The sequence below is a fragment of the Rhodopseudomonas palustris genome (assembly GCF_007005445.1).
GTDB lineage: Bacteria > Pseudomonadota > Alphaproteobacteria > Rhizobiales > Xanthobacteraceae > Rhodopseudomonas > Rhodopseudomonas palustris_G.
Window position 1 is genome coordinate 2,058,138 of sequence record NZ_CP041387.1, and the last position, 18,397, is coordinate 2,076,534.

General features: G+C 65.7%; 22 protein-coding genes. 15 read left to right on the plus strand and 7 right to left on the minus strand.

Going from position 1 to position 18,397, the window contains the following annotated elements; translation table 11 throughout:
- Nucleotides 1-86: 86 nt before the first annotated feature.
- The 4 genes from nthA (at nucleotide 87) to FLL57_RS09400 (ending at nucleotide 3,053) form a co-directional block, all read left to right on the plus strand.
- On the plus strand, nucleotides 87-719 hold the full coding sequence (gene nthA, locus FLL57_RS09385; protein WP_013502406.1) for a nitrile hydratase subunit alpha: 633 nt from the start codon (nucleotides 87-89) through the stop codon (nucleotides 717-719).
- Nucleotides 716-1,375, plus strand: coding sequence for a nitrile hydratase subunit beta (gene nthB, locus FLL57_RS09390; RefSeq protein WP_142882744.1), 660 nt, complete (start codon nucleotides 716-718; stop codon nucleotides 1,373-1,375). Before nthA ends, nthB begins: the two co-directional genes overlap by 4 nt.
- Nucleotides 1,372-1,761 carry a nitrile hydratase accessory protein gene (locus FLL57_RS09395; RefSeq protein WP_047307815.1) on the plus strand — a complete coding sequence of 130 codons (390 nt, stop codon included), beginning with the start codon at nucleotides 1,372-1,374 and terminating at the stop codon, nucleotides 1,759-1,761. Before nthB ends, FLL57_RS09395 begins: the two co-directional genes overlap by 4 nt.
- 155 nt (nucleotides 1,762-1,916) lie before the next feature.
- On the plus strand, nucleotides 1,917-3,053 hold the full coding sequence (locus FLL57_RS09400) for a GNAT family N-acetyltransferase (protein WP_047307816.1): 1,137 nt from the start codon (nucleotides 1,917-1,919) through the stop codon (nucleotides 3,051-3,053).
- On the opposite strand, the gene FLL57_RS09405 is transcribed toward FLL57_RS09400, so the two are convergent.
- Both FLL57_RS09405 and queC read right to left on the minus strand, forming a co-directional pair.
- Entirely contained in the window at nucleotides 3,002-4,321 is a 1,320-nt protein-coding gene (locus tag FLL57_RS09405; RefSeq protein WP_142882745.1) for a serine hydrolase domain-containing protein, read from the minus strand. The two genes, FLL57_RS09400 and FLL57_RS09405, sit on opposite strands and share 52 nt — an antisense overlap.
- Nucleotides 4,322-4,415: 94 nt before the next feature.
- Complete coding sequence (queC, locus tag FLL57_RS09410) at nucleotides 4,416-5,129, minus strand: 7-cyano-7-deazaguanine synthase QueC (protein WP_047307817.1); 714 nt, start codon at nucleotides 5,127-5,129, stop codon at nucleotides 4,416-4,418.
- Between the two features lie 116 nt (nucleotides 5,130-5,245).
- Between queC and mazG the strand changes: the two genes are divergently transcribed.
- The 3 genes from mazG to FLL57_RS09425 all read left to right on the plus strand — a co-directional run bounded on the left by mazG (nucleotide 5,246) and on the right by FLL57_RS09425 (nucleotide 7,803).
- Nucleotides 5,246-6,070: a nucleoside triphosphate pyrophosphohydrolase gene (mazG, locus tag FLL57_RS09415; RefSeq protein ID WP_013502400.1), complete on the plus strand. Its 825-nt coding sequence runs from the start codon at nucleotides 5,246-5,248 to the stop codon at nucleotides 6,068-6,070.
- Between the two features lie 78 nt (nucleotides 6,071-6,148).
- Entirely contained in the window at nucleotides 6,149-7,444 is a 1,296-nt protein-coding gene (locus FLL57_RS09420) for a hemolysin family protein (RefSeq protein ID WP_013502399.1), read from the plus strand.
- Nucleotides 7,441-7,803, plus strand: a complete 363-nt coding sequence (locus tag FLL57_RS09425) for a hypothetical protein (RefSeq protein WP_013502398.1) — start codon at nucleotides 7,441-7,443, stop codon at nucleotides 7,801-7,803. Before FLL57_RS09420 ends, FLL57_RS09425 begins: the two co-directional genes overlap by 4 nt.
- A gap of 132 nt (nucleotides 7,804-7,935) precedes the next feature.
- Here FLL57_RS09425 and FLL57_RS09430 read toward each other — a convergent pair whose 3' ends face one another.
- The gene (locus FLL57_RS09430) at nucleotides 7,936-8,439 is read right to left on the minus strand and encodes a single-stranded DNA-binding protein (protein WP_013502397.1); all 504 of its coding nucleotides are present in this window, start codon (nucleotides 8,437-8,439) and stop codon (nucleotides 7,936-7,938) included.
- 527 nt (nucleotides 8,440-8,966) lie between these two features.
- On the opposite strand from FLL57_RS09430, the gene FLL57_RS09435 reads away from it, so the two are divergent.
- From FLL57_RS09435 to FLL57_RS09445, 3 genes are all read left to right on the plus strand, one after another.
- On the plus strand, nucleotides 8,967-9,707 hold the full coding sequence (locus FLL57_RS09435; protein ID WP_013502396.1) for an outer membrane protein: 741 nt from the start codon (nucleotides 8,967-8,969) through the stop codon (nucleotides 9,705-9,707).
- Between the two features lie 240 nt (nucleotides 9,708-9,947).
- Nucleotides 9,948-13,037 (plus strand): excinuclease ABC subunit UvrA, encoded by a 3,090-nt coding sequence (gene uvrA / locus FLL57_RS09440; protein WP_142882746.1) that lies wholly within the window; start codon nucleotides 9,948-9,950, stop codon nucleotides 13,035-13,037.
- Between the two features lie 746 nt (nucleotides 13,038-13,783).
- On the plus strand, nucleotides 13,784-14,002 hold the full coding sequence (locus FLL57_RS09445; protein ID WP_235677245.1) for a hypothetical protein: 219 nt from the start codon (nucleotides 13,784-13,786) through the stop codon (nucleotides 14,000-14,002).
- Here the strand turns inward: FLL57_RS09445 and FLL57_RS09450 are convergent, their stop codons facing one another.
- Both FLL57_RS09450 and FLL57_RS09455 read right to left on the minus strand, forming a co-directional pair.
- A complete protein-coding gene (locus FLL57_RS09450; RefSeq protein WP_013502392.1) occupies nucleotides 14,003-14,332 on the minus strand; it encodes a DUF5615 family PIN-like protein in 330 nt (109 codons plus the stop codon).
- Nucleotides 14,333-14,343: 11 nt separating this feature from the next.
- Entirely contained in the window at nucleotides 14,344-14,571 is a 228-nt protein-coding gene (locus FLL57_RS09455) for a DUF433 domain-containing protein (protein ID WP_013502391.1), read from the minus strand.
- Nucleotides 14,572-14,767: 196 nt separating this feature from the next.
- Here FLL57_RS09455 and FLL57_RS09460 point away from each other — a divergent pair, with 196 nt between their 5' ends.
- Complete coding sequence (locus tag FLL57_RS09460; protein WP_142882747.1) at nucleotides 14,768-15,142, plus strand: hypothetical protein; 375 nt, start codon at nucleotides 14,768-14,770, stop codon at nucleotides 15,140-15,142.
- An 18-nt stretch (nucleotides 15,143-15,160) separates the two neighbouring features.
- On the opposite strand, the gene FLL57_RS09465 is transcribed toward FLL57_RS09460, so the two are convergent.
- Together FLL57_RS09465 and FLL57_RS09470 are read right to left on the minus strand one after the other, a co-directional pair.
- Nucleotides 15,161-15,523 (minus strand): DUF5615 family PIN-like protein, encoded by a 363-nt coding sequence (locus tag FLL57_RS09465; protein ID WP_142882748.1) that lies wholly within the window; start codon nucleotides 15,521-15,523, stop codon nucleotides 15,161-15,163.
- Nucleotides 15,524-15,525: 2 nt separating this feature from the next.
- Nucleotides 15,526-15,792 (minus strand): DUF433 domain-containing protein, encoded by a 267-nt coding sequence (locus FLL57_RS09470; protein ID WP_234713279.1) that lies wholly within the window; start codon nucleotides 15,790-15,792, stop codon nucleotides 15,526-15,528.
- Nucleotides 15,793-15,899: 107 nt separating this feature from the next.
- Between FLL57_RS09470 and FLL57_RS09475 the strand changes: the two genes are divergently transcribed.
- From FLL57_RS09475 to FLL57_RS09490, 4 genes are all read left to right on the plus strand, one after another.
- The gene (locus FLL57_RS09475) at nucleotides 15,900-16,676 is read left to right on the plus strand and encodes a potassium channel family protein (RefSeq protein WP_142882749.1); all 777 of its coding nucleotides are present in this window, start codon (nucleotides 15,900-15,902) and stop codon (nucleotides 16,674-16,676) included.
- Between the two features lie 38 nt (nucleotides 16,677-16,714).
- Nucleotides 16,715-17,236, plus strand: coding sequence for a DUF3828 domain-containing protein (locus FLL57_RS09480; protein ID WP_142882750.1), 522 nt, complete (start codon nucleotides 16,715-16,717; stop codon nucleotides 17,234-17,236).
- 287 nt (nucleotides 17,237-17,523) lie between these two features.
- Nucleotides 17,524-17,814: a GNAT family N-acetyltransferase gene (locus tag FLL57_RS09485; RefSeq protein WP_047307821.1), complete on the plus strand. Its 291-nt coding sequence runs from the start codon at nucleotides 17,524-17,526 to the stop codon at nucleotides 17,812-17,814.
- A 131-nt stretch (nucleotides 17,815-17,945) separates the two neighbouring features.
- On the plus strand, nucleotides 17,946-18,353 hold the full coding sequence (locus FLL57_RS09490; protein WP_013502384.1) for a PaaI family thioesterase: 408 nt from the start codon (nucleotides 17,946-17,948) through the stop codon (nucleotides 18,351-18,353).
- Nucleotides 18,354-18,397 lie beyond the last annotated feature (44 nt).

Consider the following 18,397-nt stretch of genomic DNA (forward strand, 5'->3'; position numbering starts at 1 on the left):
CCTCCCTGGTCGTTGCTTTTGGTTGCGGCGAGCCTAGCAGCCTCGCGGCTCGACAGCGCGGCAAAATCCAATCTATCCTGCGACGCATGAGCAATGAGCATCGCCACCACCACGATCACGACCATTCCGAATTGTCCGAAACCGAGCTGCGGGTGCGCGCGCTCGAAACCATTCTGACCGAAAAGGGGTATGTCGATCCCGCCGCGCTCGATGCGCTGATCGAGACCTACGAGACCAAGGTCGGCCCGCGCAACGGCGCTCGGGTGGTCGCCAAAGCGTGGAGCGATCCCGCCTATCGGCAGCGGCTGCTGCACGACGCCACCGCGGCGATCGCCGAGCTCGGTTACACCGGCCGCCAGGGCGAGCATATCGTTGCGGTCGAGAACACGCCCGCGACCCACAACATGGTAGTGTGCACGCTGTGCTCCTGCTACCCGTGGCCCGTGCTGGGCCTGCCGCCGGTCTGGTACAAATCGGCGCCGTACCGCTCGCGCGTGGTCAAGGAGCCGCGCGCGGTACTGGCCGAATTCGGCGTGACGCTGCCGCAGGACATCACGATCCGGGTGTGGGATTCTACCGCCGAGATCCGCTATCTGGTGATCCCGATGCGCCCCGATGGCAGCGACGGCCTTAGCGAAGATCGGCTCGCCGATCTCGTCACCCGCGACAGCATGATCGGCACCGGCCTCGCCCGCCAGCCTTCGGAGGTCGCGGCATGAACGGTGCTCACGACATGGGCGGCATGGACGGCTTCGGACCGGTGGTGCCGGAGCCCAATGAGGCGCTGTTTCATGCTGCGTGGGAGCGCCGCGCCTTCGCGCTGACGCTGGCCATGGGGCGGCCCGGCGGCTGGAACATCGACATGTCGCGGTTCGCCCGCGAGAACCGCGCCCCGATCGACTATCTGTCGATGAGCTACTATCAACTCTGGCTTGCCGGCCTCGAGACCCTGATGGCCGAGCGCGGCCTCGTCACCGCCGACGAGATCGCCGCGGGGCGGCCTCTGCATCCGCGTAAGGATGTACCCGTGCTCGCGGCTGCGGATGTTGCGCCGATGCTGGCGCGCGGGACATCAACGGAGCGCACGCCATCGGTTCCTGCCAGATTCGGGATCGGCGACCGGGTGCGCGCCAGGGAGTTGCATCCGCGGACCCATATCCGGCTGCCGCGCTACGTCCGCGGCCGGGTCGGCACCGTCGAACTGGCGCACGGCGCCCACGTGTTTCCTGACAGTCACGCGCACGGCGGCGCCGAACAGCCGCAGTGGCTTTACACCGTGGCGTTCGAAGCACGCGATTTGTGGGGCGACGATGCCGATCCGACCTTGAAGGTCTCGGTCGATGCGTGGGATTCCTATCTGGAGCCGGCACAATGAGCGGCGAGTCCGACGCCACGGCGATCGCGGCGCGCAGCGTTCCCGGCCTGCCGCATGACGACGACGGCCCAGTATTCCGCGAGCCGTGGGAAGCGCAAGCGTTCGCATTGGCGGTGACGCTGCATGGCCGCGGGCTTTTCACTTGGCAGGAATGGGCGGCCACGCTGGCCGACGAAATCCGCTGTGCCCAGGCCGCCGGCGATCCCGATTGCGGCGACACCTACTATCGCCACTGGCTCGCGACGCTGGAGCGCCTGATCGCCACGAAGGGCATCGCCAGCCGTGAGACCCAGCACCGCTACCGCGATGCATGGGATCGCGCCGCAGATCGCACGCCGCACGGCCGGCCGATCGCGCTCCAACCGACGGATTTTTCGCCGCCGTGAAGCGGGCCGACGTCGCGGGCTGCCGCGTTAACGTTGTCGTGACAAGTTTGTCCGACGACTGCATCCAATCAACCGGAACTGCGACGATCGGCGCTATGGTGCCAGATGTCGTCCCATCGATCTGATGGCGGCGTGCGACGGCAGCGAGTTGGGGAATGGCGCAGATCGACTTGGTTGAACGGCCGATGCGGCGAACGGCTAATGTCGCCGGCCGCTATGTCGCCGAAGCAGACACCGACGTCGATCAGTTCTTGCAGCGTGCCGCAGCGCTCGGCCCGTCCGCCGCCATTACGCCGTTTCAAACCGCGAACTGGCTCGGCGCCTGGCTGGCGCTTGTCGGTCCCTCGGCGGCCGTCGAGCCGCTTCTGATCACCGTGCGCGATACCTTTCGCGGCGAGATCGCGATGCTGCTGCCGCTGGTGGTGCGGCGGGTGTGTGGCGTGACGCTGGTCGAGTTCGCCGATCTTTCAGTGTCGGACTACAACGTCCCGCTGCTCGGCCCAGCCGCACCATCGACGCCCGAGGCCGCCGCAGCAGCGTTTGAGGCGGCCCTCGAGGCGATGCCGGAGGTCGACGTCATCCGACTGTGCAACCTGCCGCTGACGGCGGGTGGTCGCATCAATCCACTCGGGCTATTGGCATCGGCACCCTCCAGTACGGTGCGCAATGTTACCGCGCTGCCGCAATCCTGGGACGACTATCTGGCGTCACGTCCGCGCAAATTCCGTAAGGCGCTGCGTCAGCATCATCGCGCCCTCGACGCGCTCGGCGGCGTGCGGATTCGGATGATCACCGCTCCCGACGATCGCACCGCGCTGCTGTTCGGCAAGCTCGATCAGTTTCAGCGAGCCCGGATCGCCGGACTGGGCATGCGCTACGTACTCGATCGCCCGGCCTATGCGAAGTTCTACCGCGAGGTGTTTTCGCGCGGCCAGGCGATGCTGTCGGTGATGGAATCCGGCGACTCCGTCGTCGCGGTCGCCTACAGCCTGCTGCACAGGCAGAGTTGCACCACGGTTCGCCTCGCCCACGCCGGAGCGGAGTGGAGTCGCGGTTCGCCCGGGATCGTGCTGGCGAGCGAGATCATCCGCTGGTTGATCGACAATCGCGTCGAGCAGTTCGACCTCGGTGCAGGTGGCTATGACTACAAAAGGCAACTCGGCTGCGAGCCGCAGCCGCTGCTGGTGCTGGAAAAGGCACTGACTCTGAAGGGGCGGATGGCCCTGTCGGCGTGGTCGACCTATTCGGGCGGCCGCTCGCTGGTTCGGTCGCTGGCGGCGAAGGCGTCGTAGACCAGCGTCTTGAACGCCGGCACCACCCGGCCGCGTTCGGTCTCTGTCTGCTGCATCAGGATGTAGATCATGTCGAGCGACGGATCGACGCCGAAGTAGGTGCCGCTGCCGCTGTCCCACTTCAATTCCCCGATCGAGCCCGGCGCCGGCGGGCTCGCCTCGCCGGGCTCCACCCGCACCGCCAGACCGTAGCCGTAGCCGAAGCCATCGCCGGGAAAATAGAAATAATCACGCTCCACACCGGAAGCCGGGCCGATCTGGTCGGTGGTCATCGCCCTGTAGGCGGCCGGACTGAGATAGCGCCGTCCGTCGAGCGCACCGCCTTCGAGCAGCATTTGCGCGAACCGCGCGTAGTCGGTGGCCGTCGACAGCAATCCGCCGCCGCCCGATTGCCATTCCGGATGGGCGCGGCGCTGGCGCTCGGAGTCGACCAATACCTTGTCGGCCGGGAACGGCTCCGCCAACCGCATCCGCTCGGCCTCGGTGCGCAGCACGAAGCCGGTACTGGTCATACCGAGCGGATCGAGCAGCCGCTGTTTCAAAAAGTCGTACAGCGGCTCGCCCGACACGATCTCGATGACGCGGCCGAGCACGTCGGTGGAATGGCCGTAGCGCCACAGCGTACCGGGCTGGCGCGCCAGCGGCAGGCGGGCGATCCGATCGGCAAAGATGGCGTTGTCGAACCGGCCGGCGAACAGATGCGCCTGTTCATACGCAGCCATGATCAGTTCGCCGCCGATATACTCGTAAGTAATCCCCGATGTGTGCCGCAGCAGGTCTTCGATCGTCACCGGGCGATGTGTCGTCACCAGCTTCAATGCCGGTTTGCCGTGTCTGGTCGTCTCGATCCCCACCTTCACGCGCGCGAACGCCGGGATGTACTTCGCGAGCGGATCATGCAGCGCCAGCCGCCCTTCGTCGACCAGCATCATCGCCGCGACGCTGGTGATCGGCTTGGTCATCGAATGCAGCGCAAAAATGGTGTCCGGCGTCATCGGATGCCGGCGCGCGGCGGTGCGCCAGCCGAAACACCGCTGGTACACCGGCTTGCCGTGCTGCTGGATCAGCACCACCGCGCCCGGCAGCTTACCGGCCGCCACCTCGTGGTCGAAGAACGCGGTGAGGTGTGCGAGCTTGTCCGGCCTCGGTACCGGCACAAGGGCCGAAGGCGCGGCTGTCGCCCGTCCGATCAGCGGACAGGTCGCCAGCGCTGCGCCGATGCCTTGCAGGACGCAGCGGCGGCTGATTGAAACGAGGTCAGACGGCATGGCGTGCGATCCTTGACGGTCCTCAACGGTCTCTGGAACGCCAGCCTTAGCACACGGCCGTTGCCGACTCGCTGATCCGAAGGCGTGCGATCGGTCAGGCTCTCGCGGCGTATTCGGTCCATCCCTTGGCGCGGAGCCGGCACGCGGGGCATCCGCCGCAACCATAGCCCCACGCGTGGCGCGCGCCGCGTTCGCCGAGATAGCAGGTGTGCGAGTCTTCGCGGATCAGATCGACCAGCGCGTCGCCGCCGAGATCCTTCGCGAGCTGCCAGGTCGCGGCCTTGTCGCGCCACATCAGCGGTGTGTGCAGCGTGAGGTCGCGCGCCATGCCGAGGGACAGCGCGCTCTGCAACGCCTGGATGGTGTCGTTGCGGCAGTCCGGATAGCCGGAGTAATCGGTTTCGCACATCCCGCCGACGATGTCGGTGATGCCGCGGCGATACGCCAGCGCCGCCGCGAAGGTGAGAAAGATCAGATTGCGGCCAGGCACAAAGGTATTCGGCAGACCATCGGCGCCCATCGCGATCGCGACGTCGCGGGTCAGCGCGGTGTCGGAAATTTCCGCCAGTGTCGGGATCGTCAGGGTGTGGCTGTCGCCGAGCTTTGCCGCCCAGTCGGCATTGATGCCGCGAACGCCGTCGAGCAACCGCGACCGGCACGCCAGCTCGATCAGGTGCCGCTGGCCGTAGTCGAAGCCGATGGTCTCCACCCTGGCAAAGCGATCCAGCGCCCAGGCCAGACAGGTCGCGGAGTCCTGCCCGCCGGAGAACAGCACCAGCGCGGTCTTGTCGGAAGAATGCTCGGTCATGGCGCTGGCTTTAGCACTGCGGGCCGGCCGCGCCAAATCCGTAGCTGTTTTCGCTGGGATGGCGGCGCCGGTTGCGGCATAGGAAGCCGGACCTCCTCCTGCCCCGGACCCGTGCTATGACCCCTTCCCGCGACATCGCCCGCCTGATCGAAATCATGGCCGCGCTCCGCACGCCGGTGACCGGCTGTCCGTGGGATCTCGAGCAGGATTTCGCCAGTATCGCGCCCTACACCATCGAGGAAGCATTCGAGGTGGCCGAGGCGATCGCCCGACACGATCTCGACGATCTCCGCGAAGAGCTCGGCGATCTGCTGCTGCAGGTGGTGTTCCATGCACGGATCGCCGAAGAGCGTGGCGCGTTCGCGTTCGGCGACGTGGTCGAGGCGATCACACGCAAGATGATCCGCCGCCATCCGCACGTGTTTGCCGATGCCGAGGGCAATCTCACTCCGTCGCACGTCGAAGGCGTTTGGGACCGCATCAAGGCCGAGGAAAAAGCCGAGCGCGCCGCCCGCCGCGGCATCACCGAACAGCCGTCCAGTTCGGTGCTGGCCGGCGTCAAATCCGGCCAGCCGGCGCTGTCGCGGGCGATGGACTTGCAGCGCAAGGCCGCCAAGGTCGGGTTCGACTGGAACGACCCGCGCGCCGTGCTTGCGAAGATCCGCGAGGAGACCGACGAGATCGAAGCCGCACTCGATCGCGGTGATCAGGCGCACATTACGGAAGAGACCGGCGATCTGCTGTTCGCGCTGGTCAACCTCGCCCGCCATACGAGCGCCGATCCGGAGATCGCTCTGCGCGGCGCCAACGCCAAGTTCGAGCGCCGCTTTGCCTACATCGAACAGGCGCTGGCGGCCCGGGGCAGGACGCCCGACGAAGCCTCACTCGCCGAGATGGACGCGCTATGGAACGAGGCCAAGCAGTCGGAGCCTGGTAAATAGGTGCGGCGCGGTTCCGAAACCGCCCGGGACTTCCTATCTGACCTCCCACATTGACGGCTGGAGGGGCGTCCAAACATCATGCTTTCGATCGAATTGGCAATCGTTGTCGTCCTGATCGTCGTCAACGGCCTGCTGGCAATGTCTGAATTAGCGATCGTCTCGTCGCGTCCGGCACGGCTGTCGATCCTGGCGCAGCGCGGCGTTCGGGGCGCCCGTCAGGCGCAGAAGTTGAGCGAAGATCCGGGCCGGTTCCTCTCCACCGTGCAGATCGGCATCACGCTGGTCGGCGTGCTGTCCGGAGCGTTTTCGGGCACGACCCTGGGGCAGCGTCTGAGCGAATGGTTGTCGGCAGGCGGGGTGCCGTTCGCCGACATCGTCGGCGTCGGCCTGGTGGTCACGCTGATCACTTACGCGACGCTGATCGTCGGCGAACTGGTGCCGAAACAGCTCGCGCTGCGCGATCCCGAAGCGGTGGCGGTGAAGGTCGCTCCGGCGATGGCGCTGCTCGCCAAGATCTCGCTGCCGGTGGTGGTCGTGCTCGACGTTTCCGGCAAAGCGATGCTGGCACTGCTCGGCCAGAGCGGCGAGCCGGCTGACAAGGTCTCCGAGGAGGAGATCCACAGCCTGGTGCTGGAGGCGGAGACCGCCGGCGTGCTCGAACCCGGCGAGCGCCAGATGATCGCCGGCGTGATGCGGCTCGGCGACCGCCCGGTCGGCGCGGTGATGACGCCGCGTCCCGAGGTCGACATCATCGATCTCACCGATCCGCAAGAAACGATCCGCACGACCTTCGCCGAAAGCCGGCACTCACGGCTGCCCGTCACCGACGGCGACAGCGACGATCCGATCGGCATCATCCAGGCCAAGGACGTTCTGGAGGCGTATCTGCGCGGTGAAACTCCGGATTTCCGCAAGCTGGTGCGTGACGCGCCGGTGATCCCCGCCTCGGCCGATGCCCGCGACGCGCTGTTCCTGCTGCGCAATTCGTCGGTGCACATGGGGCTGGTGTACGACGAGTTCGGCGGCTTTGAGGGCGTGGTCACCACCGCCGATATTCTGGAATCGATCGTCGGCGCCTTCAGCTCGGAACAGGGGCCGCCCGAACCGGCGGTGGTACGCCGCGACGACGGCTCGTATCTGGTTGCGGGCTGGATGCCGGTCGACGAATTCTGCGATCTGCTCGGAATCCCGGTGCCGGCGCCGCGTGACTATCACACCGTCGCGGGCCTGGTGCTGTCACATCTCGGCGCGCTACCGAATGTCGGCGACAGGTTCGACGTCCATGGCTGGCGGTTCGAAATTCTCGACCTCGACCACCGGCGGATCGACAAGATCCTGGCGAGCCGACTTCCCGACGACGAAGCCTCGCCATGACGCCGCCGGCGGCACATGGCCGGGGCGACGCGCGCGCCCTCGCCGCCGTGCGGCTGCTTCACACCGCGATCTGGGCGTTTTTCGCCTCCTCGATCCTGGCGATTCCGGTGACGATCTGGCTCGGGCAGCTCGTCGCCGCGCTGTGGCTGAGCGTCTTCGTTTGGGGTGAAGTGTTCGTGCTGCTGTTGAACCGGATGCGCTGTCCGCTGACGACGCTGGCGGCGCGCTACACCGACGACCGCGCCGACAATTTCGATATCTGCCTGCCGCGTTGGCTTGCGCGCCATAACCAGCGACTGTTCGGAGCGCTGTTCGCCCTCACCCAACTCCAGCTCGGCTGGGCACTGCTGGCCCCCTGATCGCTTCGCCTGGACCGGAGCGCCGTCCCCTGAATCGGCGACAGCCACCGCGATCGGGGGCGCGGCGGCCGTCGGTTTCTCTTATCACGCGGCGCGGCGACGTGCCTGCACCAGCGTGCGAACTGAGCGCCGTCAGAACGGAATATCGTCGTCCATGTCGCTGCGGCCGCCGCCGCTGCTGGCCGGCATCGGCCGCCGTCCGCCGCCACCACCCGAGGGACCGCTGGAGCCGAAATCGCCGCCGGAATTGTCATCGCCATAGCCGCCGCCACCACCGCCGCCACTGCGGCCGTCGAGCATGGTCAGCGTCGAGTTGAAATTCTGCAGCACGACTTCGGTGCTGTAGCGCTCGGCGCCGCTCTGATCGGTCCATTTGCGCGTCTGCAACTGGCCTTCAATGTAAACCTTCGCGCCCTTTTTCAGATACTGCTCGGCGACCTTGCACAACCCTTCGTTGAAGATCACCACGCGATGCCACTCGGTCTTCTCCTTGCGCTCGCCGGTCGCGCGGTCGCGCCAGGTCTCGGAGGTCGCAATCCGCAAGTTGGCGATCGGACGCCCGTCCTGGGTCCGCTTGATCTCCGGATCGGCACCGAGATTCCCGACCAGGATCACCTTGTTCACGCTACCCGCCATCGACGTCTCCTCTTCAAATCATACTGACCGCGCGGCGCCCGCGACCCGGCCGGCCATCGCCAGCCTCCCGCTCTGCCGCTGCTCACGCCGAAACTCGGCGCGACGCCCGTTCCGGTCCAAGCGAATACGCTGTGGGCGGCGCCTCGCCCATACGTCCGCGAGCGAAAACGCCCGCCTCATGGGATTTATCCACCGGCGCGAATTCACGCAGTCTGTTCTATTTTTGTTCCGAAGTGAAGCGCAAAGTCGACATGCCGGCCTGGCTCCCATTTTTCCGCGTCCGCACCGCCCGAAGTAACACCAGGCCGCGACGGTAACCCGTTGTGAACAAGTTGCAATTTCCGACAATCTATCCCTGGTTTTAGGAACTGAATTTCACTCGCGACTGTTGCATTTTGGAGACGGCGCTTTGCTCGCAGCGGGGTTATGGTCCAGGGCGTGGAATTAAAGGGCGCTCGCGCTTCTCGCTCAGCAGAGGGACACTGCCGACCGAGAACCGGTGAAGCACAGACAACCGGAGAATTGCGATGAAGAAATTTCTGCTGGGGACTGTCGGTTTGATTGCGTTGGGTGTCGCGCCGGCGATGGCGGCGGATCTCGCGGCCCGCCCCTACACCAAGGCGCCGCCGATCATTCCGGCGATGTATGACTGGTCGGGCTTCTACATCGGCGCGAACGGCGGCTGGGGCAGCAGCCGCAATTGCTGGGACTATCTTGGCACCACGGCTGCCCCGTTCGCCGCGTTCGGCGAGGGCTGCCACGATGCGTCCGGCGGGACCGTCGGCGGTCAGATCGGCTACAATTGGCAGGTTGGAACCTGGGTGTTCGGCGTCGAAGCCCAGGGCAACTGGGCCGATTTCAAGGGCTCGAACGCAAGCCTGCGGTTCACGGACACGACCAACGAAAGCAAGGTCGATGCGTTCGGTCTGTTCACCGCCCGCGTCGGGTATGCCTGGAACAACGCGCTGCTTTACGTGAAAGGCGGCGCGGCGGTCACCAGCGACAAGTACACCACCTACCGGACCTTGGCTGGAACGATCATCGACGATGCCAGCGAAACCCGCTGGGGCGCCGCGGTCGGCGGTGGCCTGGAATACGGCTTCACGCCGAACTGGTCGTTCGCCGTCGAATACGACCACCTGTTCATGGGCGGTCGCGACCTCACCTTCGCTCCGACCACCAATGTCGACCACATCAAGCAGGACGTCGACGTGGTCACCGCGCGGATCAACTATCGCTGGGGCGGCCCGATCGTGGCGCGCTACTGAGTCTGCGCCGGCTGAATTCAGCCACGCTGCGAAGGCCGGCCTCGTGCCGGCCTTCTGCGTTTTGGGCCCGATCGACGACCGCAGCCGGCCCCGCCGTAACAATCCGGTTGATGGCGCGCGGAGCCTCTGGCAATCGCCTGTCGTTCTTCCTATGTTCCAAGCTCAGCCTCATCCGGCGTCAGCCCCGGTCGATCCGGCGCGCGCCCCAACCGGCGCGCTGCCGCGCGTCTGGACACCCGTATGGACGAAGTGATCAAGGCCAAGCGTCAGACCCCCGCGGCCTCGAGCCGGACCGCCATCACCATTCGCGGCGCCCGCGAGCACAATCTCAAGAACGTCGACGTCACCATCCCACGCGACAAGCTGGTGGTGTTCACCGGCCTGTCCGGCTCCGGCAAGTCGTCGCTGGCGTTCGATACCATCTACGCCGAGGGCCAGCGCCGCTATGTCGAGTCGCTGTCGGCCTATGCCCGGCAATTCCTCGAGATGATGCAGAAGCCGGACGTCGACCAGATCGACGGCCTGTCGCCGGCGATCTCGATCGAACAGAAGACCACCTCGAAGAACCCGCGCTCGACCGTCGGCACCGTCACCGAGATCTACGACTACATGCGCCTGCTGTGGGCGCGCGTCGGCGTGCCCTACTCGCCGGCGACCGGCCTGCCGATCGAGAGCCAGACCGTGTCGCAGATGGTCGACCGGGTGCTGGCGCTACCCGAAGGCACCCGCCTGTATCTGCTGGCGCCGGTGGTGCGCGGCCGCAAGGGCGAGTACCGGAAAGAACTCGCCGACTGGCTGAAGAAGGGCTTCCAGCGCGTCAAGATCGACGGCGCGTTCCACGAGCTCGCCGAAGCACCGACGCTCGACAAGAAGTTCCCGCACGACATCGACGTCGTGGTCGACCGGATCGTGGTGCGTCCCGACATCGGACAGCGCCTCGCCGAGAGCTTCGAGACCGCGCTGAAGCTGGCCGAGGGGCTGGCGGTGATCGAGTTCGCGGATGCGCCGCCCCCGCCGCCATCCTTCGAGACGCGCCCTGCGGGCGCTCCTCAGGATGAGGACGGCAAACGCGGCAAGCCCAAGAAGGGAGCTCCTCACCCTGAGGAGGCGCAAAGCGCCGTCTCGAAGGGTGAAGCCGCGGGCAAGAAAGTCGCCAAAATCCACGACAAGTCCGGCCCCGAGCGCCTCCTGTTCTCGGAGAAGTTCGCCTGCCCGGTCTCCGGCTTCACCATTCCGGAGATCGAGCCCCGGCTGTTCTCGTTCAACAATCCCTACGGCGCCTGCCCGGAATGCGGCGGCCTCGGCATCGAGCAGCACATCGACGCCGATCTCGTGGTGCCCGACAAGGAACTGAGCTTGCGCAAGGGCGCGATCGCGCCGTGGGCGAAGTCGTCGTCGCCGTACTACCTGCAGACGCTGACCGCACTGGCCAAGCACTACAAGTTCACGCTCGACACCAAGTGGAAGGACTTGCCGAAGAAGGTGCAGAACGTCCTGCTGCACGGCTCCGGCGACGACGAGATCAAGTTCTCCTACGAAGACGGCGTGCGCTCCTACGACACCAAGAAGCCGTTCGAGGGCGTCGTCACCAATATCGAGCGCCGCTTCCGCGAGACCGAGAGCGAGTGGGCGCGCGAGGAGCTCGGCAAGTACTTCTCCGACGTACCGTGCGACGCCTGCCACGGCCATCGCCTCAAGCCGGAGGCGCTGTGCGTCAAGATCGGCGGCAAGCATATCGGCGAAGTCTCTGAATTGTCGGTCAAGGCCGCCGGCGACTGGTTCGCCTCCGTGCCGAAGCTGCTCAACACCCAACAGAACGAGATCGCCGTCCGTATCCTGAAGGAGATCCGCGACCGGCTCAGCTTCCTGCTCGACGTCGGCCTCAACTATCTGACGCTGTCGCGCTCATCCGGCACATTGAGCGGCGGCGAAAGTCAGCGCATCCGCCTCGCCTCGCAGATCGGCAGCGGCCTCACCGGCGTGCTCTACGTGCTCGACGAGCCGTCGATCGGCCTGCACCAGCGCGACAACGCCCGGCTGCTCGACACCCTGAAGCGGCTGCGCGATCTCGGCAACACCGTGATCGTGGTCGAGCACGACGAGGACGCCATTCTGCTCGCCGACCATGTGCTCGACATCGGCCCCGGCGCCGGCGTCCATGGCGGCCACATCATCGCCCAAGGCTCGCCCGCCGAGATCATGCGCAATCCGAAGTCGCTGACCGGCAAGTATCTGACCGGCGAATTGTCGGTGCCGGTGCCCGAGCGCCGGCCGCCGAACCATCGCCGCACCCTCAAGCTGGTGGGCGCCCGCGGCAACAATCTGAAGAACGTCACCGCCGAGATTCCGCTCGGCCTGTTCACCTGCGTCACGGGTGTCTCCGGCGGCGGCAAGTCGACGCTGTTGATCGACACCTTCTACAAGGCGATCGCGCGCAAGCTGAACAACGCCAGCGAACCGCCGGCGCCGCATGACCGGATCGAGGGCCTCGAGCACATCGACAAGATCATCGACATCGACCAGTCGCCGATCGGTCGCACCCCGCGCAGTAACCCCGCGACCTACACCGGCGCGTTCACGCCGATCCGCGAGTGGTTCGCCGGCCTGCCGGAATCCAAGGCGCGCGGCTACGAGCCGGGCCGGTTCTCGTTCAACGTCAAGGGCGGCCGCTGCGAGGCCTGCCAGGGCGACGGCGTCATCAAGATCGAGATGCACTTCCTGCCCGACGTCTACGTCACCTGCGACGTCTGCAAGGGCAAACGCTACAACCGCGAAACGCTCGACGTGCTGTTCAAGGGCAAGTCGATCGCCGACGTGCTCGACATGACGGTCGAGGAAGCCGCCGAATTCTTCAAGGCGGTGCCGCGCGTCCGCGAGACCTTCAAGACGCTGCAGCGCGTCGGCCTCGACTACATCCATGTCGGCCAGCAGGCCACCACGCTGTCCGGCGGCGAAGCCCAGCGCGTCAAGCTCGCCAAGGAACTGAGCAAACGCGCCACCGGCCGCACGCTGTATATTCTCGACGAGCCAACGACGGGCCTGCACTTCCACGACGTCGCCAAACTGCTCGAAGTGCTGCACGAGCTGGTGGCGCAGGGCAACACCGTGGTGGTGATCGAGCACAATCTCGAAGTCATCAAGACCGCCGACTGGGTCATCGACCTCGGCCCCGAAGGCGGCGACGGCGGCGGCGAAATCGTCGCCTGGGGCCCGCCGGAGGACATCGTCAAAGCGCCGAGGAGCTACACCGGGAAGTTCTTGAAGCCGGTGCTGGAGAAGAAGGGGCCGACGAAGGCGGTGAAGCGGAAGACGGACGAGGCGGCGGAGTGATTTGACGAGGGGCTTATGGCCTGCAACGGGTTTAACCATCCCACAAATTGTCAATGCGACTTCAGAGGCGGACAACGGCGCTCTCGCCCGCCCGATTGGCATGGCTGGGTCCCAAGGATCGCACGCAGAGCCTTAAAGGGACCGACCTCACAATGCCCGGAATGCCACGCGCCGGTCTATTTTATACGCGGACGACATGGGGGCGGCCCCTTCTTTGATAAACTTGGCCCTCCTTGGCCCAAGCATGCATGCACCGATAAATCGAAAAAGTACTCGGTATATTCGAGATCGGGCAGACCAAGACTTCGAGTGAAGCCAGGACGCTTCGAGACGGATCGATGGCTTCCATTTTTTGTTAGACACATTGAGAAGCTTGGGGTTGGCACAATCATTCATGGCCATATCCTAGATGTTCCCACGGTAGAGCACCTCGGCACTTTGATCATGGACTGTGAGCCAGACTCTCTTCAGCCTGTGTATTTCCGTACAGAAGCGATCGATGCGGCTACCGCGGAATTGAACTATTTTCCCGTTGGGCGAGACGATCCAGTCTCATGTTTTATGCGCAGAGACTGCAAAAACGAAATCGATCTGATCCTTAAGTGCAAGGATACGTCCAACGAAACTAGTACGCAGCAAGCGTCGCCCGGGTGAGCGGAGCGACACGCGGGCTACCCCTCTCCTCCATATCGCTTCGTTCCTGCGAGCTACAGGTCGCGCTCAAATTGAAGTAGCTCTTCACGAGGATGATCGTGATGACCCGAATAAGGCTCGAACTCATCCATGAAGGCCGTTATGCAGCCGAAGTCGCTGTCGCGCGCGGCGAGGAAGGCGCGTGGGCGCCTTACCTTTCGCCGGACGACGTGCGCAAGCTCGAGGCGGTGCGGTTGGCACTGCGACGCGGCGACCTCGCCGAGGCGGCAAAGTATGGCCGCATTTTCGAACTCAAGCCGATCTCGACCTGATCAGCGACGAGCCGACACCTCGATCACCGCTTCTTCCCGTGCGATCGCGGCGAGGATCGCCGGCAGCGCGCCAGTAATCAAGTCAAGCAGCTCGCGATTGCTTGCATTCCCCGATCTAATCCAGACCACCGTGGGCCCACTGTCGGTAGCAGCACGTAGCATCAGAAAGTCCCGGTCTTTGGTCACCAGGGCCGCCGACTTGGCAATTGCCGCTCGCCAAATCTGATGATCGGTCGCGGAAAGTAAGCCGATATCTGCCACGTGAACGGCGTCGAAACCGGCACGCCTGAACGCCTCCGCCAACGCCGGCGGAAGTTGGGCATCGATCATGAAGCGCGGGCTCATTCCGCCGCGATGATGGGGTGATCCGCCTGCTTTGCTGCAAAGGCCAGCACCGCGTCGATATCCGCGTCTTCCAGATACGGATAGTCGTGCAGGACATCGTCGCGCGACGCTCCCGACGAGAGCTGCGCCAATACGTCGGAGACGCTGATCCGCATGCCGCGAATGCAGGGGCGGCCGTGGAGCACATTCGGATCAATCGTGATGCGTGCGAGCAGGTCTGACATCGGTGATCTCCTCGTAAATCCTAGCATTCACGGTGCCCATTGTCAGCCAGCGGAGCCCGGTTGCGCGAGGCGCAAGCCGGGGCGGGCGGATCATAGAGCTCCGCATTCCGCTTCGCTTCATGCGGGCTACGGCGCATCGCTCCCCCCCACCCGAATGTGTCTCGCCCTCCCGCCCCCGCCCGTCTAAACTCGACGCATGTCCCGCCTCACCGCCCTCACCCTCGCCGTCACCCTCGCCCTCCTCCCCGCCGCCGCCTCGGCCGCTTCGACCAAGAAGCATGCCAAGCGCTCCCACGGCTACGGCTTCCTGCCCGGCTATGTGCAGCCGCCGAACAACGCCGTACCGTTGTTCAAGCAGAAACTCACGCGCGAGCAGCTCGCGATGCTGCGGCCGAAGCGGCCGTGGTACATCGATCCGACGCCGGACTATTATCGCTGGAACAGCCCCTGGAGCGGCGAGTGGCGCTATCCGGGCCGCGCCGGCTTCTATCGCGGCCGTTACAACGGCGGCAGCTTCGGGCCGTGCTGGACCCAGACGCCCATCGGGCCGGTCTGGAATTGCGGGAAGTAGCCCGGTTGGCGCTCTTGTTCAGCTCGCGGGCCGCAGCGGCCGCACGCGCATGCGGGTTTCGTCGACCACGACATAACGCCCGAACAGCTCGGCGCCGTGACGCGTGATGGCCTCTTTCAAGCGAGCCGCCTGCAGCTTCGCATTGGCCGGATCGATCCGGAGCAGGACCAGGCCAGGGACGGCGAGGCCAAATCGAACGGTCAGTTCGCCGAAATCCTTGTCTTCCGTCAGCAACAGCCGGCCATCGCTGGCCGCCATAGTAACGACCTCTGCATCGCTCAGTCCCGCAGCCATCTCGGCGACGTACAGCACATCATGGCCATCGGCCCGCAACGCAGCGACCAACGAGGCGGGCACGCACTCGTCGGCCAGCCATCGCATGGTCAGCCGAAGATGACGTCTTGGTCTGCCAGATAGTCTGCGGCGAAGGTCTGCACGGCGAGAATGTCATCGGCGGTCAGCCGCGGATGATCGGCGATGATCTCGGCCGTGGAGAGGCCCGCACCGAGCTTGCGCAGGATCATTTCCACCGGGATGCGCGTGCCGCGCACGACCGGCTTGCCGCCCATCACCTCGGGATTGATCTCGATCCGCTCATGTCGCATGGCACCGACCGCAGCTTGCTCAGGGTTCACGATAGCATAGTTCACCGCGCTTGCCAGGGTGCGGGGTTGCCCGCCTGCGGCCCGAGCGACCCCAAGCCGCTCCGTCACCGCCCCCATTGCTTCCCCCGCCCCTCCCGGGCCAATAATTTGGCATGACGCTGCACGACTTCCGACTCGCCGTTCGCCGGCTCTATGACGGCGCCACTCCGCGCGGGGTGGCGTTTCGCTATGGCCTGTTGGCGTTCGATATCGTCACCATCCTGTTCATCGTCGGCACCTCGTTCCTGCCGCAGAGTCCGGTCGTCGAGATGCTCGATACCGGGTTCGGCGTCCTGATCATGATCGACTTCGTGGCGCGTCTGTATGCCAGCCGGCGGCCGATGCGGGAGTTCGGCCGGCTCGCGACCTGGACCGATCTGGTCGCGATCGCGTCGTTCCTGGCGCCGCTGCCCGGCGAGGGGGCCGGCTTCCTGCGCATCCTGCGCACGCTGCGTGCGTTCCAGGATTACCAGATGCTGACCCGGCTGCGCAGCGACAGTAGCTTCTTCCGCCGCCACGAGGAGGTGGTGGTCGCGGTGGCGAGGCTCGCGGTGTTCATCTTCGTGATGACGGCGATCGTTTACGAAACCCAGCATTTCCGCAATCCGCAGATCGGCAACTACGCCGACGCGCTGTATTTCACCGTCACCGCGCTGACCACCACCGGGTTCGGCGACATCACCCTCGCCGGCACGCTGGGACGGATGATCAGCGTGGTGATCATGATCTTCGGCGTCACGCTGTTCTTCAATCTGGCGCGGGCGCTGATCAGTCCGAACAAGGTGCGCTTCCCCTGCCCGACCTGCGGACTGCAGCGCCACGATGCCGATGCGGTGCATTGCAAGGCGTGCGGCACCGTGCTGAATATTCCGGACGAGGGGCGGAACTGAGCCTGTTGCCGCGCCGCTCGCTGCCGACAGGATCCGCCATGCTCATCCGCCGCTTTGCGCTCGCCCTCCTCGCCGCCGCTTCCGCCCTGCCCGCAGCCGCGCTCGCACAGGCACCGGCCAAGACGAACGCGACCGATCCCGCCGCACTGCTCACCCGGCTCTACGCCGCAGCCGCCAAGGACAATGCCGGCGGCGCCTTCGTCAACAACGCCAAGGAGCGGGCGAAGTACCTGTCGAAATCCCTTGCCTTGCTGTGGACCAGGGCCGAGGCGAAAGTGCCGGACGGCGAGATCGGGCCGATCGATTTCGATCCGGTGAGCAATTCGCAGGATCCGGACATCAAGTCGTTCGCGATCAAGGCCCAAACCCAGGACGATGCCCGCGCCACGCTGGCGGTGGCGCTGATCGGCAGCCAGCCGCGCAAGGTCGCCGCCGACAGCGTGATCCGCTACGAGCTGGTGCGCGACGGTGCGCGGTGGCGGATCGACGACATCCGCGGCAGCGTCGAGGGTCAGCCGTGGTCGGTGCGGCAGATGCTGGAAGCATCGCTGAAGAACTAATCGAAGCCCCCGGCGTTGCCGCTCCGCGCCATCACGATCGTGGCGCCACGATGGTGGTGCGGTGACGTACCGCTTCTGCACCGCCCGCCTCCGGGATTGTCCGGGTTGCGCGGCGCAGCGCGGTGTGGCCTTACCCTCCGTACGCATCCACAGTGGCCTGCGTCGCAACGACGCCGCGCTTGCCACCTCGCCGTCCCCTTGACTTCACCGGGGCCGGCATCACCTGACTGCCAACGGCACGCCGGCAATTGCCGTCGCGGCCGGACATTGAACTTTGAGGAGACGTCATGAGCGGGACCACGGCCGCAGCCAACGTGCGCGACAACAAGGCGCTGAACCGCTTCGAACTCGACGCCCATGGCGAGATCGCGTTTGCGAGCTATCGACGCACCGGCGGCCGCGTCGTCATCACCCACACCGAGACCCCGCCGCCGCTGCGCGGCCGCGGCATCGCCTCCAGCCTGGTGCGCGGCGCGCTCGATCTGATCCGCGCCGAAGGCGCCAAGGTCGGCGCCGGCTGCGGCTTCGTTGCCGATTATCTCGACGCCCATCCGGAATACGCCGACCTCACCGCCTGAGGTCTCGTCCGGACCGCGTGCGCGGTCCAGTGATTGCCCGCCGCTGCGGGCTGTGGCATCGGTTCCACAGCGCGCGGCACGCCGGCAGGTTCTGTGGTCTCCTGCGGTCGCGCTCCGCAGGAGCCGTGAAGATGACCGTGTCGCCGCCGCCGGGCTTTCAGCCGTTCGCCGTTCAGGACGGCTACATCGGCACCAACGGACCTTACTACTGGCGGCAGAGCGCAGACGGCCAGCCGGAGTTTGGCTTCCTCAGCGACGAGCGTCACGGCAATCCCAACGGCGTGCTGCATGGCGGCGCGCTGCTCGGCTTTCTCGATACCATCTTGGGATTTTCGGTGGTGCTGGCGGGACAGCGGCGTTGCGCCACGGTCTCGCTCGACAGCCGCTTCCTCGCCACCATCGAGCCGGGCGGCTGGATCACCGGCCGCACCACGATGAAGAAGCTGTCGCGCAGCCTCGCCTTCATCGACGCCGAAGCGCTCGCTGGCGACAAGCTGCTGGTCACCACCAGCGCCGTGTTCAGAATATTCGAGTCCTGACGCATCGTCACGCGGCCACGCCATGCCGCAAGCGACCGGCACGG

What these genes read in the sequence shown, in the direction of transcription:
- FLL57_RS09450 (WP_013502392.1), bottom strand. Translation starts at nt 14,332, where the DNA reads ATGATCGATGCCCAACTTCCGCCGGCGTTGGCGGAGGCGTTCAGGCGT.
- FLL57_RS09435 (WP_013502396.1), top strand. Translation starts at nt 8,967, where the DNA reads ATGAAGAAATTTCTGCTGGGGACTGTCGGTTTGATTGCGTTGGGTGTC.
- queC (WP_047307817.1), bottom strand. Translation starts at nt 5,129, where the DNA reads ATGACCGAGCATTCTTCCGACAAGACCGCGCTGGTGCTGTTCTCCGGC.
- FLL57_RS09425 (WP_013502398.1), top strand. Translation starts at nt 7,441, where the DNA reads ATGACGCCGCCGGCGGCACATGGCCGGGGCGACGCGCGCGCCCTCGCC.
- mazG (WP_013502400.1), top strand. Translation starts at nt 5,246, where the DNA reads ATGACCCCTTCCCGCGACATCGCCCGCCTGATCGAAATCATGGCCGCG.
- FLL57_RS09485 (WP_047307821.1), top strand. Translation starts at nt 17,524, where the DNA reads ATGAGCGGGACCACGGCCGCAGCCAACGTGCGCGACAACAAGGCGCTG.
- FLL57_RS09475 (WP_142882749.1), top strand. Translation starts at nt 15,900, where the DNA reads ATGACGCTGCACGACTTCCGACTCGCCGTTCGCCGGCTCTATGACGGC.
- FLL57_RS09465 (WP_142882748.1), bottom strand. Translation starts at nt 15,523, where the DNA reads ATGCGATGGCTGGCCGACGAGTGCGTGCCCGCCTCGTTGGTCGCTGCG.
- nthB (WP_142882744.1), top strand. Translation starts at nt 716, where the DNA reads ATGAACGGTGCTCACGACATGGGCGGCATGGACGGCTTCGGACCGGTG.
- FLL57_RS09395 (WP_047307815.1), top strand. Translation starts at nt 1,372, where the DNA reads ATGAGCGGCGAGTCCGACGCCACGGCGATCGCGGCGCGCAGCGTTCCC.
- FLL57_RS09480 (WP_142882750.1), top strand. Translation starts at nt 16,715, where the DNA reads ATGCTCATCCGCCGCTTTGCGCTCGCCCTCCTCGCCGCCGCTTCCGCC.
- FLL57_RS09420 (WP_013502399.1), top strand. Translation starts at nt 6,149, where the DNA reads ATGCTTTCGATCGAATTGGCAATCGTTGTCGTCCTGATCGTCGTCAAC.
- FLL57_RS09405 (WP_142882745.1), bottom strand. Translation starts at nt 4,321, where the DNA reads ATGCCGTCTGACCTCGTTTCAATCAGCCGCCGCTGCGTCCTGCAAGGC.
- FLL57_RS09445 (WP_235677245.1), top strand. Translation starts at nt 13,784, where the DNA reads ATGATCGTGATGACCCGAATAAGGCTCGAACTCATCCATGAAGGCCGT.
- FLL57_RS09455 (WP_013502391.1), bottom strand. Translation starts at nt 14,571, where the DNA reads ATGTCAGACCTGCTCGCACGCATCACGATTGATCCGAATGTGCTCCAC.
- uvrA (WP_142882746.1), top strand. Translation starts at nt 9,948, where the DNA reads ATGGACGAAGTGATCAAGGCCAAGCGTCAGACCCCCGCGGCCTCGAGC.
- FLL57_RS09490 (WP_013502384.1), top strand. Translation starts at nt 17,946, where the DNA reads ATGACCGTGTCGCCGCCGCCGGGCTTTCAGCCGTTCGCCGTTCAGGAC.
- FLL57_RS09430 (WP_013502397.1), bottom strand. Translation starts at nt 8,439, where the DNA reads ATGGCGGGTAGCGTGAACAAGGTGATCCTGGTCGGGAATCTCGGTGCC.
- FLL57_RS09460 (WP_142882747.1), top strand. Translation starts at nt 14,768, where the DNA reads ATGTCCCGCCTCACCGCCCTCACCCTCGCCGTCACCCTCGCCCTCCTC.
- FLL57_RS09400 (WP_047307816.1), top strand. Translation starts at nt 1,917, where the DNA reads ATGGCGCAGATCGACTTGGTTGAACGGCCGATGCGGCGAACGGCTAAT.
- nthA (WP_013502406.1), top strand. Translation starts at nt 87, where the DNA reads ATGAGCAATGAGCATCGCCACCACCACGATCACGACCATTCCGAATTG.